General features: G+C 72.1%; 13 protein-coding genes and 1 tRNA gene. 3 read left to right on the top strand and 11 right to left on the bottom strand.

The annotated features are described in order from the left end of the window. Position 1: 1 nt before the first annotated feature. Positions 2 to 979 carry a hypothetical protein gene (locus tag AB0D32_RS01195; protein WP_357082900.1) on the top strand — a complete coding sequence of 326 codons (978 nt, stop codon included), beginning with the start codon at positions 2 to 4 and terminating at the stop codon, positions 977 to 979. A 118-nt stretch (positions 980 to 1,097) separates the two neighbouring features. Here the strand turns inward: AB0D32_RS01195 and mdlC are convergent, their stop codons facing one another. Continuing rightward, positions 1,098 to 2,693, bottom strand: coding sequence for a benzoylformate decarboxylase (mdlC, locus tag AB0D32_RS01190; RefSeq protein ID WP_357082896.1), 1,596 nt, complete (start codon positions 2,691 to 2,693; stop codon positions 1,098 to 1,100). Between the two features lie 127 nt (positions 2,694 to 2,820). Then, on the bottom strand, positions 2,821 to 3,624 hold the full coding sequence (locus AB0D32_RS01185; RefSeq protein WP_357082893.1) for an S-methyl-5'-thioadenosine phosphorylase: 804 nt from the start codon (positions 3,622 to 3,624) through the stop codon (positions 2,821 to 2,823). A gap of 151 nt (positions 3,625 to 3,775) precedes the next feature. Here AB0D32_RS01185 and AB0D32_RS01180 point away from each other — a divergent pair, with 151 nt between their 5' ends. Together AB0D32_RS01180 and AB0D32_RS01175 are read left to right on the top strand one after the other, a co-directional pair. Beyond that, positions 3,776 to 4,366, top strand: coding sequence for a YqgE/AlgH family protein (locus AB0D32_RS01180; protein ID WP_357082890.1), 591 nt, complete (start codon positions 3,776 to 3,778; stop codon positions 4,364 to 4,366). 88 nt (positions 4,367 to 4,454) lie between these two features. Beyond that, positions 4,455 to 4,527 (top strand) — tRNA-Ala (locus AB0D32_RS01175). Positions 4,528 to 4,623: 96 nt separating this feature from the next. Here AB0D32_RS01175 and AB0D32_RS01170 read toward each other — a convergent pair. The 9 genes from AB0D32_RS01170 to AB0D32_RS01130 all read right to left on the bottom strand — a co-directional run bounded on the left by AB0D32_RS01170 (position 4,624) and on the right by AB0D32_RS01130 (position 13,661). Then, positions 4,624 to 5,760: a site-specific integrase gene (locus tag AB0D32_RS01170; protein WP_357082887.1), complete on the bottom strand. Its 1,137-nt coding sequence runs from the start codon at positions 5,758 to 5,760 to the stop codon at positions 4,624 to 4,626. Then, the gene (locus tag AB0D32_RS01165; RefSeq protein ID WP_357082884.1) at positions 5,760 to 6,113 is read right to left on the bottom strand and encodes an excisionase family DNA-binding protein; all 354 of its coding nucleotides are present in this window, start codon (positions 6,111 to 6,113) and stop codon (positions 5,760 to 5,762) included. The genes AB0D32_RS01170 and AB0D32_RS01165 overlap by 1 nt, the downstream gene beginning before the upstream one ends. 354 nt (positions 6,114 to 6,467) lie before the next feature. Further along, on the bottom strand, positions 6,468 to 8,027 hold the full coding sequence (locus tag AB0D32_RS01160; RefSeq protein WP_357082881.1) for a hypothetical protein: 1,560 nt from the start codon (positions 8,025 to 8,027) through the stop codon (positions 6,468 to 6,470). Next, positions 8,024 to 8,983, bottom strand: coding sequence for a bifunctional DNA primase/polymerase (locus AB0D32_RS01155; protein WP_357082878.1), 960 nt, complete (start codon positions 8,981 to 8,983; stop codon positions 8,024 to 8,026). The genes AB0D32_RS01160 and AB0D32_RS01155 overlap by 4 nt, the downstream gene beginning before the upstream one ends. A 179-nt stretch (positions 8,984 to 9,162) precedes the next feature. Then, entirely contained in the window at positions 9,163 to 9,459 is a 297-nt protein-coding gene (locus AB0D32_RS01150) for a hypothetical protein (protein ID WP_357082876.1), read from the bottom strand. A 389-nt stretch (positions 9,460 to 9,848) separates the two neighbouring features. Continuing rightward, positions 9,849 to 12,053: a cell division protein FtsK gene (locus AB0D32_RS01145; RefSeq protein WP_357082874.1), complete on the bottom strand. Its 2,205-nt coding sequence runs from the start codon at positions 12,051 to 12,053 to the stop codon at positions 9,849 to 9,851. Positions 12,054 to 12,145: 92 nt separating this feature from the next. Beyond that, positions 12,146 to 13,039 carry an ABC transporter permease gene (locus tag AB0D32_RS01140; protein ID WP_357082872.1) on the bottom strand — a complete coding sequence of 298 codons (894 nt, stop codon included), beginning with the start codon at positions 13,037 to 13,039 and terminating at the stop codon, positions 12,146 to 12,148. Then, on the bottom strand, positions 13,036 to 13,410 hold the full coding sequence (locus AB0D32_RS01135; RefSeq protein WP_357082869.1) for an RRQRL motif-containing zinc-binding protein: 375 nt from the start codon (positions 13,408 to 13,410) through the stop codon (positions 13,036 to 13,038). Before AB0D32_RS01135 ends, AB0D32_RS01140 begins: the two co-directional genes overlap by 4 nt. Continuing rightward, positions 13,410 to 13,661, bottom strand: coding sequence for a DUF6284 family protein (locus AB0D32_RS01130; protein ID WP_357084152.1), 252 nt, complete (start codon positions 13,659 to 13,661; stop codon positions 13,410 to 13,412). Before AB0D32_RS01130 ends, AB0D32_RS01135 begins: the two co-directional genes overlap by 1 nt. Positions 13,662 to 13,722 lie beyond the last annotated feature (61 nt).

Genomic DNA, 13,722 nt, shown 5'->3' with positions numbered 1-13,722 from the left:
CATGCGCCGTACCGCCGCCCTGCTGGGCCTTCCACTGTTGATGATCGTCGCCGGGTGCGCGCCGGCCGGCTCCGACCCGGCCGGCGACCTGGTCGACTCCGACCCGCGCCGGAACGCCTTCGCCCAACGGGCCAGCGAGGTGGCCGGGGCGTGGCGACCGATGCCCGCCTGGACGACCGGATACGTGCCGATGCAGGACGCGACGGTGCTGGTCGGTGATCCGGGCTTCACCGAGGAGACGAAGCTCGCCTTCCAGAGCGGCTGGTACCGCGACCAGATCGAACTGCCTGCCGCGAAACCCGCCGACGGCACCATCCGGTTCCCGGACGGCACGCTCACCGTTCCGCTGCTCAGCGCCGCCGCCGCGTACGGGCAGCTCGACCAGGGGGATCCGCCACCCTGCGACGGCCGCCCGAAGGGCCCCGCCGGGCCGAAGTTCCCCGGTGGCGCCAGGCCGGGTGGGCCCACCGTCGAGCCGGGGCCCGACGGTCCGGTGAGCAACGCCGCGCAGGCCGCCTGTGTCCCGTTGACGGTCACGGCCGTGAAGCTGGGCACCGCGCCGGTGCGTACCAGCCGGGGTGAGGCGCAGGTGCCGGCGTGGCTCTTCACCGTCGAGGAACTCGCCGTGCCGGTGGCCCGCGTCGCCGTGGCACCGCAGGCCGTCACCGCCCTGCCCGAGCCGACCCCGCCGGCTGGCCCGGCGCCGGAGGGCGTGGTCGGCGCGCAGGACGTCCAGTCCGTCGACGGTGCCGAGCTGACCTGGCGGCTCGGCGTGGGCAGCTGCGACACCGCCATCACGCCCCTGGTGGAGGAGCGCGACGACGTCGTGGTGGTCGGCGGCAGCGTGATCACCGCCACCGGCGTGTGCAACGCCATGCTGAAGATCGAACCGGTCACCGCCACGCTGAAGGCACCGCTGGGCGACCGTCCGGTCCTCGACGTGCTCACCGGCGCGCCGCTGCGGCTCGCCACGGGCTGACCGGGCCGCGACTCAGGAAAGCGAGCCGGCCGGCATTCTCGTGCCGACCGGCTCGTGGAGTCCGTGCCGGACCGGAGCGGCGGGGAGCCGGGCCGCCCCGGCTTCGGTGGGCGGCGGTTCAGAGGAGACGGGGCACCTCGGTGCTGACCGGCACCGGCAGCACCGTCGGGCCGTCCGCCCGCAGGCCGGCGGTGAGGGCCTCGCCGAGCTGGTCCGCAGTCTCCACGACGGTGGCCGCGCAGCCGTAGCCGCGGGCGATGGCCGTGATGTCCAATCCGGGCAGGTCCAGTCCGGGCACCCCCGGCGTGTCCTTGAAGTCGGCGAAGGACTTCAGGATGGCGTACTGCTGATTGACCGGCACCACGACGACCAGCGGCAGGCGTAGCCGTGCAGCGGTCCAGAGCGCCTGCACCGAGTAGTGGAACGAACCGTCCCCGACGACCGCGACCACCGGCCGGCCCCGGCCGGTGTCGCGCTGCGCCAACGCGATGCCGACCGCCGCCGGCAGGCCGTACCCGAGACCGCCGCTGGCCATCGTGAAGTACGAGCCGGGACGGGTGCTACGCAGCTGGCGGCGCAGTGCCGGCAGGCTGGAAGGCGACTCCTGGACCAGGATCCCGTCGGCGGGCCAGTGCCGGGCCAGCGCCGCGAAGAGCGCGTCGGGGGCCAGCGGCAGCCCGTCGGGCGGCGGGGGAGGGTCGGGGCGTGCCGGTGGCGCCGGCCGGCCCGCCGCCGGAAGCATCTCGGCCAGGGCGGCCAGGGCCAGCCCGGCGTCGCCGAGCAGGCTGTCGCCCACCGGGGCCCGGGCCGCCTCGTCCGGGTCGTCGGTGACGTGCAGCAGGCGGGCCCCGGCGGGCAGGTGGTCACCCGGCACGTGCGGGTAGTAGCGGAACACCGGCGCCCCGACCACCAGCACGGTGTCGTGCCCCTCCAGCGCCTTCGAGAGCGGCCCGATTGCGAACGGCAGCACCCCCCGGAACTGCGGGTGGTCCTCGGGGAAGGCGGCCCGCTCCGAGGCGGGCGCCGACCAGACCGGCGCGGCGAGCCGCTCCGCCAGCGCCACCGCCGCCGGCCAGCCGTCGGCCCGGTCCACGGCCGCGCCGAGCACCAGCGCGGGCGCGCGGCTGGCGGCCAGCACGGCGGCGAACTCGCGCAGCCGCCCCGGGTCGGGCGCGAACCGGGTCGCCACCGTCCGCACCTGCGGCGGCGGGTCGGCGGGCTGCGCCCAGTCGTCGAGGGGCAGCGAGAGGAAGACGGGGCCGGCGGGCGGCTGCACCGCTGTCGCGTACGCCCGCATCAACGCCGCCGGCACGTCCTGCGCGCGGACCGGCTCGTGGCTCCACTTCACGTACGGCTGGGGCAGTTCGGTGGCCCGCCGGCTGGTCAGCCGGGGCTCGATCAGCAGCATCTCCCGGGTCTGCTGGCCGGCGGTGACGATCAGCGGGGTCCGGTTGTGCCACGCGGTGACCAGGTTGCCCATGCCGTTGCCCGTGCCGGGGGCGGTGTGCAGGTTGACGTGCGCCGGCCGGCCGGTGGCCTGGGCGTAGCCGTCCGCCATGCCGACGGCCGACGCCTCGTGCAGGGCGAGGACGTAGTGGAAGTCGTCCGGGAAGTCCCGCAGGAACGGCTCCTCGGTGGAACCCGGGTTGCCGAAGACGGTGGTCAGGCCGAGGGCACGGAGCAGGTCGTACGTGGTGTCGCGGACCGTTGCCATCGCCCCTCAATCTATCGGGGCGGCTCGGGCGGCTCGGGGCTTTTCGCCGCCCGGACCGCCCGCCCTGAGGCGTCAGGAAGGCGCCTTCCTCTACCCAAACCGATTGGAAGGTGCCCTTCCTCACACCTCAGGGCAGGGTGAAGGGCAGGGCGATGCCGTCCAGCGCGTGCCCGCAGGGGCAGTCCCGCTCGGCCGGTAGCGCGGCGACGGCCTCCAGCAGCAGGCCCCGCAGCCGGTCGGTGTTCTCCCCGAAGACCCGGAACACCTCCTCCTGCGTCACCGCGCCGCCGCCCTCCACCCCCGCGTCGAGGTCGGTGACCAGGGCGATCGAGGAGTAGCAGAGGGCCAGTTCGCGGGCGAGCACCGCCTCCGGATGCCCCGTCATGTTGACCACCGTGCCGCCGATCGAGGCGTACCACCGCGACTCGGCCCGGGTGGAGAAGCGCGGGCCCTCGACCACCACCACCGTCCCGCCGTCCACGGCCGGCACGTCCCGGCGGGCTGCGGCGGCGAGCAGCGTACGCCGGCCGGCCGGGCAGTACGGGTCGGCGAAGGAGACGTGCACGGCACCCCGGTCGTAGTAGGTCTGCACCCGCCCGCTCGTACGGTCGACCAGTTGGTCCGGCACGACGAACGTGCCCGGGCCGAGTTCCGGCCGCAGGCCGCCCACGGCGCACGGGGCGAGCACCTGACGTACGCCGAGGGAACGCAGCGCCCACAGGTTGGCCCGGTAGGGGATCAGGTGTGGCGGGTGGCGGTGGTCCCGGCCGTGGCGGGGCAGGAACGCCACCCGCCGGCCGCCCACCTCGGCGATCGTGACGGCGTCGGACGGTGGCCCGTACGGCGTCTCCACCTCGTGTTCGGTCGCGCCGTCGAGCAGCGCGTAGAGCCCCGAACCGCCGATCACCGCGAGTTCCGCCGTGGCACCCACCGGTCCTCCCTCCTGTCGGTGGATCAACCGACCGTCAGACCTTAACCACCGCCCCGGGGGCAGGCTATGGTGCCAGGCATGGCGTTCACAGCGCGGTTGACTCCGGTGCCCCCGGGCGTCCCGGTTCGGTCGGTCTGACGGGGTGTCCGGCATGCAGGGAGAGGGGCAGGCGATCGGCGGACGGGCGACGGGGTCGATGACCGGACGGCTGCTGGTCGCGACGCCGGCGCTGAAGGACCCGAACTTCGACCGTACGGTGGTGCTGCTGGTGGCGCACGAGGCCGGCGGCGCCCTCGGCGTGGTGCTCAACCGGGCCACCGAGGTGCCGGTCGCCGAGGTGCTCGGCGACTGGAGCGACCTGGCCCGCGACCCGGCGGTGCTCTTCGAGGGCGGCCCCGTACAGCCCGACTCGGCGATCTGCCTGGCCCGGATGCGCCACCCGGTGCAGCGGCTCAAAGGGTTCCACCAGGTTTCCGGGGCGGTCGGCACGCTCGACCTCTCCGTCGAGCCGGGGCGGCTGCGGGAGGGCATCACCGGCATCCGGGTCTTCGCCGGCTACTCCGGCTGGGGCTCCGGGCAGTTGGAGCAGGAGATCGAGGACGGCTCCTGGTTCGTGCTGGACGCGCTCCCCGGCGACGCCTTCGTCGACCGACCGGACGACCTGTGGCCGATGGTGCTGCGCCGGCAGGGCGGCATGATGGCGGCCGTCGCGCACTTCCCACCGGACGTGGCGCTCAACTGAGCCGGGGGCGGGTGAGGCCCCCGCGAGATGACCATGCGGCGGGCTCTGTGTATAGTTCTCTCGTGCCCGGGTGACCGGGACGAGGCAAGGGGCCGTGGCGCAGCTGGTAGCGCACCACACTGGCAGTGTGGGGGTCAGGGGTTCGAGTCCCCTCGGCTCCACCCTTGCGAAACGCCCTGGTGAGAGACCAAATTTCCCACCAGGGCGTTTCTCGTTTCTGCCGCTCGCAACCTGCTTTGTGCCAGAACCGTGCCAGATCAGGCGCTGAGCTTGCCTCGCGCCTCTTCGATCAGCGCGTCCAGGGCGGCGGCGATGGTGTGATCCCGGTCACGGGTCGCGTGCTGATAGATCATCGCCGCGCGCGTGCTGGAGTGCCCGATGCGTGCCATCAGTTCTTTGAGCGTCGCGCCGCTCTGCGCTGACCACGTACTGCCGGTGTGCCGCAGGTCGTGCAGGTGCAATCCGAGGCTGTCAGGGATGCCGGCGGCGGTCAGCGCGTTGCGCCATACGCGGTTAAAGTTGCGCCGACGCGGGATGCCGCTCTGAGGGCCGAGAAACAGACGCCCGTTCGGGCCGCCCTCGGCGAACTGAGCTAGGTGCCATTCCACGTCAGCCCGTAGCCCAGCCGGCAGGCTAATCGGCCGCTTTCCCGCCTCGGATTTCGGGTCATCATCAATTTGCGTGCCGTCTTCCATTTCCGCTGTGGCCCGGCGCACCCGCAATTCCATCGTTCGCAGGTCGATATCTCGGCGGCGTAGCGCCACCAGTTCGCCGAACCGAAGTTGCGCGAACGCGGCCAGGAGGACGAACAGGCGGTAGCGCGGCTGGATGGCTTCGGCGATGGCAAACACCTGTTGAAGCGTCGCGGTAGGTCGCTCATCAGCCTTGTCCTGACCGGCCCCCTTAATGCGGCAGGGGTTGCGGCGGATCAAGTCGTCGTCTACGGCGGTAGCGAAGATGGCGTGAAGAATTCGGTACGTCTTCGCTACGGTGGGTTTCCCTATGCCATCGGCTAGTCGGTCCGCCCGCCATTTGCGGATGTGAGGCGCGGTGACCTCGTTAAGCGCGTGGGCACCGAGATGCGGCCGGACGTGTAGCCGGATGTGTCGCTCGTATTCCTCGCGCGTCCGTGCCTTGAGATCTCGCTCCCGCATCCACTGATCGGCGTACTCGACAAGACTGATGTTTCCGGCGTTGGGGTCGAGCCAGTCCCCGCGCAGCATTTCTGCTTCGGTTTCGACTAGCCATTGTTCGGCCGCCCGCTTGGTGTCGAACGTGGCCGGTGCCTTGCGAGGTAACCCGTCCGGTCCGGTATAGCGCGCTTGCCACGCGCCGGACGGCAGCTTGCGAACGCTGCCGAACCGGCGTTTACGCCCGCTGGTGTTGCCTCCCACTAGGCAGCCCGCCTTTCCCGCCCAACCCGGCGCATTGGGGCAACGGTGCAAGAGTCGATGTAGGCGCTGAGGGTGCTCTCAGCGATGCGAACGTGTCGACCAAACCGCTTGAACTCGATTCGCCGTTCTTCAATCAGCCGGCGCGGAAACCGCTCGGTCGTACCGAGGCGTTCAGCGACTTCCGGGATGGATAGGAACTTCTCCGGCACGGTCGACCTCCTTTGCCGTGGGCGAGTGGTGTAGGGGGTGTTGAGTGGCACGCTGAGCGCCTTTCGGTCGTCGCGAGTCACTGACGGAGGATCGGAAGGGGTGCTGCGCAGAATGGCGTAGGGGCGGCCCGTTGAGAGCGCCATAGAGCCAAGATCTCCGCCTAGCCGGTGTTAGGACATGCACCGGAGCGGCTGTGTAGCTCTCAGCGGGCCGGCTACGTGGGTCGGCGGCGGGTGGTCGGTGCGTTGCTGTGCGAGAGGGCTGAACCATCTCCGCATCTCCGCATCTCCGCAAACATGGCTGTGAGCTGCGCAAATGCTTGCGGAGATGCGGAGTGCTGTTGAGGGGTCATCTCCGCAAAGGGGGTGTCATCTCCGCAATGGCTGCGGAGATGCGGAGATCGATGATCCTTGAGGTTCTGATCTCCGCAGAGTGTTTCCCCTGGTAGAGCGCCGTTGCTGCGGCGTTGCGGAGATGCGGAGATGGTTCAGCGGGTTTCACCCCTGGTGGCGTTCGACCCAGAACACGGATCGGTCGCCCCGGTCGTTCTTGCCGGCGCGGATGACGTGATCGCCGCGCCAGCGTCCGGCCTGCCCGGTCAGCAGCCGGCCGAGCTGGAGGGGGTTGGGTAGCCGCCCGTTGTGGGTGGTGATGAACTGCCCGTCCCACGGGTCGTTGACATCGCTGCCGAGGTGCATCGGCTCGGCGTCCTGACGCAGCTCGGCGGCGGTCATCGCACGGCCGCCGTGGCGGTCGTGCCAGCAGGTGAGAAACGCGCGCCAGCGCGTTTCGTCTTCATCGATCTCACGGATGTCGGCGGCGTTGGTGAGGAACCCGTCGATGCCGTGGTGGGCGAGGAACCCGCCGAGGGCTTGCGCCCACGGAGTGAACTGCCGCATCGACAACCCGGTCACCCGTGGCGCACCCTGTCGCGTCCAGTCGAGCACGAGCACCAGGAGGTGCCACAGCACGGTGAGTTGGTTGGCCGGGTCGGTGATCCACTGGTCAAGGTGCGGAATGCCGAACCCGCGTTGGTCGCGCAGCTCCGGGCGGGGCATGTTCGGGTCGAGGTGCACCCGCACCGTGCGAGACGCCATGTCCCCGCCGACTTGCAGGTTGTTGCCGGTGGCCATCCACAGCCGGTCGTTGACGGTGGCGACGTTGCGCGACGCGCCTAGCTGCCGGTCGGACCACACGCCGCTCGTGACGAGCTGGGCGAGCACGGCGGAGTCGATGACGGTGCCTTCGGCGAGGTTGTCCCAGATGACCACCCCGACCTGCTCGGCAAGAACGGCGGTGATGCTCTTACGCAGTTCTTCATCCGAGTAGGCCCAGGTCATGACGCGCTGTCCGTAGAGCATTCCCGGCCCGGCGGTGAGGATCGTCTTGCCGGATGAGGGCATGGTGGCGTCGATGAGGGCGAACGGCGTGAGGCTGCGGGTGAAGTGCCGCAGGATCGGCGTGGCCAGCAGCGCTACGTAGTTGGCCCGATCAGCGGCGCTGGCCCACGGGAAGTCGCGCAGGAATCGGCCGAGCAGGAACGTACGTGCCTCGTCTACCTGCTCGGGGGTGGGTTCGTCGGGCACGGGCGGCAGCGCCACTTTGGAGGCGAGGTAGAGGCCGGTGGCTGGGTCGTAGCCGGGTCGCTGTAACAGGGTGCCGTCGCGGCGCAGCACCGGGGCGCCGATGATTCCGCGCAGTGGCGGCACGCCTGGCCACGTTTTGCCGGCCAGCACCGATGACAGGATGTCGCGGGGCGGGGTGACTTCGTCTTCGAACATTTCCGGGTCGCCGGTGTCGCTCTTGCGGGTCTTGAGCCGGTACACGTAGGCGTGTTCGGCGAGCAGCCCGGCCAGACCGGCGGGGTTGACCATGCTCGCCGACACTGGCAGCGGCGAGTCTTCGTCGGCGGCGGTGGCGAGGCCACCGGAGACGGCTTCCATGTGCACCAGCGACCCGGCCGACACGTAGGTGTCGGGCAACAGCCCGTCGACGAGCGCGGCCTTGAGTACACGGATGGTTTCCGGCCCGGAGCCGATCTGTAGGCGGGTGGTCATGCCGCTGCCCTTCCGAGGTTGGTGAGGTGACGTGGGTTACGTGCTCCGGTGCGCAGGCCGGACGCGATCGTGCGGGCGACCTCGGCGGGCCGCAGGCCGATCGACAGCGCGGCCGGTTCCAGAACGGCGGTCACGTCGTCGTCGCCGAGCGCCCCGCCGGCGGCGAGCTGGCCAAGGGCGACGGCGGAGGCGAACAGCGCGTGGTTGCGCTGCCCGTCGGGGGCGGCGGTGAGGTGGGCGACCTGGCGGCGAATTGCCGCCGCCACGTAGGGGCCGTGCCGGTCGGCCGGAAGCGCCACCGGGGCAGGCCGGTAGGCCGGTCGCGGGGCCGGGGTGAGTAGCCCTGCCAGCCACGCGGGCAGCGGCGCCGGGTCGCAGTCCAGCGCCACGGTGTAGGGGCGGCCGACGACCGTCGACCCGGCGGCGACGACGTAGCCGCCGTGCGCGCGGGTGTCGACCTTCCACCCCAACCCGCCCCGCTCCCCCGTCGTGTTGCGCAACTCCCGCCCGGCGGCGGGGTGGCGGTAGTAGAGGTGGCTTCCGCCGCGACCGGTGGTCACGGTGTACGTGGTGTCGATGCTGCCGCCGTGCCGGCCGGCCAGTGCGGCGAGCACGTCCAGGCCGTCACGCGCACCGGCCCACGCGGCGGGCGGGGTGTCGTCGGCGGTTTTCGGCACGTCCAGGTCGACCACCAGCAGCCCGGACGGGCCGCACGCGATGCCGACGCCGTAGGGGCGCGTCGACCACGCCCGCCGGATGCGCTGTGGGTCGGTCGTGGCGCGGGGTTCCCAGCCGAGGTGTCGGCCGGCGGCGCGGCAGCGCGGGTCGAGGCCGGTGCAGTTCTCGGCGGTGTGGTCGGGGAACGCGGGCCGCTTGTCGTCGGGACGCAGCGGGAAGACGTGCCATCCGCGCGCGGCGTGGGCAAGGGCAGCGGCCAACAGGCCAGGGTCGGGCATGAGGTCCCTTCCTTCGGTCGATGGCGGATACAGGGGCGTAGACGGTGGCTCTGGCCGTCCGGCGAGCGCTGAGGGCGTGTGAGCGGGGCAGCGGGGGCCTTGCAGGTAGGGGCGGATGCCGTGCGGGCTGTGGCAGTAGCGGGCGGCGGTGCCGATCCAGTGGCCGCACCGCCCTGCGGTCACCGCTCGGCCTGCCTCGGCCGGGGTCGGGCCGCGATGGCGGCGCGGGTCACGGCCTGGCGCACGTCGCCGAGCAGCCCGACCAGTTGCCGGCGGGCCGCAATCTCGCCGGGGGCGAGGGCGACTCTGACGCGCACCTCGGCGTGCTCGCGGCCAGCGGCGGTGCGCACCCTCACCAGCACGGCCCGCCCGTGGCCGGGCAGGTCGACCACGATTTCGTCGGAGCGGTGTTCGCCGAGGTTGCAGCGGTGGTCTCGGCCGCACCACGCGGTGTGGCCGGCGGTGCGGCGGTTCATCGGGTGCCTCGGCGGTGTTCGTCTTGGATGCGGTTGAAGATGTGGACGGCGAGGCGGATGCGGCGGCCGGTGGCGTCGCAGCGGGGGCAGGGCGAGCCACGGCGGCCGGTGATGGTGCGTAGGCGGCCGGTTCCCCGGCAGCGTCGGCAGGGTCCGAAGGGGTCGGCTGCGCACCGGATGAGGTAACCGAGCGTGACGACGGCGAGGATGAGGCAGGGGGCGCTAGCGATGAGGGCGAGGGAGTCCACAGGTGCCTCCACAGGCGTTTTTCGGGTGCAGAGCAGCCAGGGCGCTAGATCGCTAGCGTCCTGATGGGGGTTGATGTGTGGGGCTAGCGGTGCCGCTAGGTCTAGCGGATCTAGGCGCTAGACCTAGCGGCCCGCGATGGGCTATCCGGCCTTCCGCTTGCGGTCACGCTCGGTTACGGCGGTGGTGATGTCGTCGCGGTGGATGCCCTTGCGGTTGGCTCCCTTGCCGGTGGCCGGGTCGGTGCCCCACACCTGCCGGCCCACCGGCACCCGGTAGGGCTTCAGCGCCGCCGCGAGTTGCGCCGGCTCCCACCCGCCGTACGTCTCGGGGCGCAGCTCGGCCAGCCGCGCGACGACGGTCTCTGACCACACCTTCGGCTCGGTGGCCGGGACGACGGTGAGGATGTCGTCGAGCAGGGTGTCGGCCGGGCCGCCGGTCACCTCGGGGGCCTGGCCGATGGCGTGGCCGGTGAGGGTGCCGGCCGCCTCACGTAGCGCGTGAGCGCGGGCGATGACCTGCTCGACGTGCTCGGTCTTGGCGAAGTTGGTGCGGACCGTCACGGCCTCTTCGACCGCGCCGGAGTCGTCCGCGCCGAGCAGGATGCCCACGCCCTTGTGGGCGCGCTGGAACCGCGACGAGTCGTAGCCGGCCGGGTAGGAGCCGGCGCCCAACACCGCCTCCGACGACTGCCACGTCATGGTCTTGAGCGCGAAGCGGGTGCCGATGTTGTCGCGCAGGTCAGTCGGCACGGCCTTACCGTCCGGCTTCTGCGTGGCCAACAGGATGATGATCCCGACCGAGGGGCCGACCTTGCACAGCTCGGTCAGCAACTCCACGATCTCTTTGCCGTACTCGGGGTGCCCGCTGTAGCGCTGGAACTCATCGATCGCGACCAGCACCGGCCACAGCTTCAATGCCCGCTTGTCGGCAATCTCCCGCGTCACCTTCGACTCCGGGCACAGGTCCGGCGGCAGGGTCGCCATGGTGTCGTAGCGGCGGTTCATGTCGACCACCAACGCCCGCAGGTCTTCGACCAGGCCGAGCACCACGTCGTCACGCACACCGAAGCCGACGCGGTGGGCGATGCGTTCGAACGCCCGCCAGTCCTGACCGCCCTTGCCGTCGTAGATGTGCAGCTCAACCGACGCGTCCAGCGCGGCGGCCAGCACCGGCAAGCGGGCGGCGAACGTCTTGCCCATGCGCGGGATCGCGCCCACGAGCAGGGATGTGAACATCAGCAGCAGCGGCACCACCCGCCCGCGCTGGTCCTGACCGAACGGGAACGGCGCGAAGATGTCGACCGTGCCGCGCTCGATCAGCGGCCACAGGCCGGACGGCTTGGCGTAGGGGTCCTCATCGGCGACCCACAACGACAGCCGCCGCGCCGACCCGGTGGTGCCGCGCACCCGCTCCGGCCACACCTGCACCTCGTCCAGGTCCAGACCGGCGGCCAGCTCGGTACGCCGCTTGACGGCCTTGTCAGCGGTCACGCCGAACGGCAGGTCGACCACGGCCCGCCAGCCCGGACCGTCGCGCATGATCGGCATGGGGAAGGCGATCAGGTCATCGGGCTTGCACAGGCCGGCGGCCAGGAACGCGCGGGTCACCACGTCGGCCGACAGCCGCCGCGCCCTGGGCGTCACCGCCGCCACGTCCAACAGCGGCTTGTCCTTCGGCGACCCGGCCAGGCCGAACACCGCCACGGCGGCGGCGAGCATCAGCCAGCGTTGCCACGACCCGGCCAGCACCGCGAGCACGGCGACGGTGGGCAGGCCGAGCAGCAGCACCGCCGACACCACCAGCGACCGCCACCGCACCCGCGCATCACGCTGCCGCGACAGCTTCAGGTACAGCTCGGCATCCTCGCGCCGCACGGCGGCCAGGCGGACGGGAAGGCCCTCGGCATCTGATGCCCACCGCACGGTCGCGCCCAGGACGCGGGCCACGCCGAACGGGGCACGCCACGCGAGGCGACCGGCGTACTTCGGGCTGCGGGTCAGGTGGTAGGCGGAGACGTGGGCGGTGTGCGACAGCGCCCACCGGGCCGCCGTGACCAGCTCGGCGCGCGACCGCAGCCACGCGGGCACGATCGGCCGGCGCATCGCCGACCTGCCGGCCAACACCGCCGCGAAACCCGACGGCTCGGCGACCGCGGGCGGGTCTACCGGCGGCGGGGTGTCGTCGTCCAGGTCGTCTGCCTCGTCGTCCAGGTCGACCGCGAACGCTCGCGCGTCGGGCTTGCGGCGTCGGGCCGCGTCCAGGTCGACCACCTCGGCATCCGGGCCGGTCATCTCGGCTTCGGCGGCCTGCCAGTCGAAACGGTCGTCATCTCGGGGGGAAGTCATGATGGGTGTTCCTCCGTGATCGGTTGTCGGTCGGGGAGGGCCGGCGGCGCGGCCGGGTTGTCGAGGCCGTGAGGCCGCGCCGCCGGGCAGAGCTAGTCGTGGGTGCGGACGAGGTGCGCGAGGGCGGCACCCATGCCGAGCACCGCGACCGGCAGGCACGCCACGGCGGTGGTGATCCACCACGGGGCCGAGGTGACTCCGGCGGCTTCCAAGAGGTGGTAGGCGATCTGGCCGAGCGCGCCGACGGCGAGGGAGCCGAGGGCGGACCACTTGGCGAACCGGCGGGCCGCAGGGGGTACCCGACCGGACAGCCACACGTAGAGGGCGTACGCGCCGTAGGTCTCGACTCCGATTGGCAGGGTGATGGCGGAGTTGATGGAGAAGCTGTCCCAGATGCCCGGCAGCGGGTGCACCACGCCGAACCCGGTGAGTCCGCCGAGCCCGACCCACCCGGACCAGATCGCCACGAACGCGGGCAGGGCCAGCAGCACCACCGGCCACACCACCGCCGACCGGACCGGCTTGGCCGATGCGGGTGGGGTGGGCGTGTCTGGGTGACCGACCACCGTGACCTGCTCGACCTGCTCGCCGGGCGCGATCTTCGCCGGGGTGGCCGGCATGGGGTCGGCCGGTGGGGTGTGCTCGGGTGCGACCGGGGCGGGGGCCGGGTGCGGGCCGATCGGCTCGGCGTAGTCCAGCGGCACCGGGGCCGGCGCGGTGAGGTCGGTCAGGGCGTCGTCGAGCGGCAGGAGCGCGCCCCGGACGATCATCGCGGTGCGGATCTGCTCGGCCCGGGTCTGCTTCTCGTGCTCGGCGGTCAGGCGGGTACGCAGGTCGTCGGCCTTGGGTGCGCCGATGTGGAATTCGCGCATCAGCCGGTTGCGCGACGGCAGGCTGCCGAGTTCGTTGGCGAGCTTGCGGGCGGCAGGCATGAGGGCGTCTACCGGTTGCGGGTAGCGGGTGCCGTTGATCGTGGGGGCGGTCATGCTGCGTCCTCCTGGGGGAAGGCGCACGCGAGGCATTCGCCGAGCGAGCGCGGGATGTAGTACGGGCGGACCGTGCCGCAGACGCGGCAGGTGCGGCGGGCCAACAGCGCTTTGCCGATGGCGGCGCGTTGGGCGGGGGTGGCGGTGCGCTTGGGGCGGGCCAGGTCGACCCGGTACAGGTAGGCGGCGCGGGTACCGTCGACCCCTTGCCAGAGCACCTGAGCGGCGATCGGCTGACCGCCGGGGCGTAGGCCGGCGGCGGTCAGTTGGCGGCGGGTGGCGTAGCCGGCGGGGGCACCGCGCCACCAGTAGGTGGGGATGCCGTACCGGGTGCCGTCCGGGTCGTGGTAGGCGGCGCGGATGCGCGACATCAGGCCGCGCGGTGCGGGCCGGCGAGGGTGCCGGCGGCCAGCTCGGCGGCGGCACGGGTGACGCGGGCCTCGGCCCGGCGCAGCCGCCGCCAGTCCAGCGCGGTCGGGCCGCCGTGGTCCTCGGCGTAGATCAGGGTGATTTCGGCGTCGAGTACGTCTAGCTCGGCCGCGATCAGCGGCCACTCCGTGTCGATCGCGGCCAGGTCGGCGGCGGTCGGCTCGGCGGTGACGGGGGCGAGGTGCTTCCTCACGGGAAACCTCCGGTAGTCGATGTGATGGGGGAGCGCGGTGGCGCGGACCGAAGTCCGCGCC

The organism is Micromonospora sp. NPDC048170 (assembly GCF_040652795.1).
Lineage (GTDB): Bacteria > Actinomycetota > Actinomycetes > Mycobacteriales > Micromonosporaceae > Micromonospora.
The sequence above is the reverse complement of the archived record's forward strand: the minus strand, read 5'-3'. Positions and strand labels throughout refer to the sequence as shown.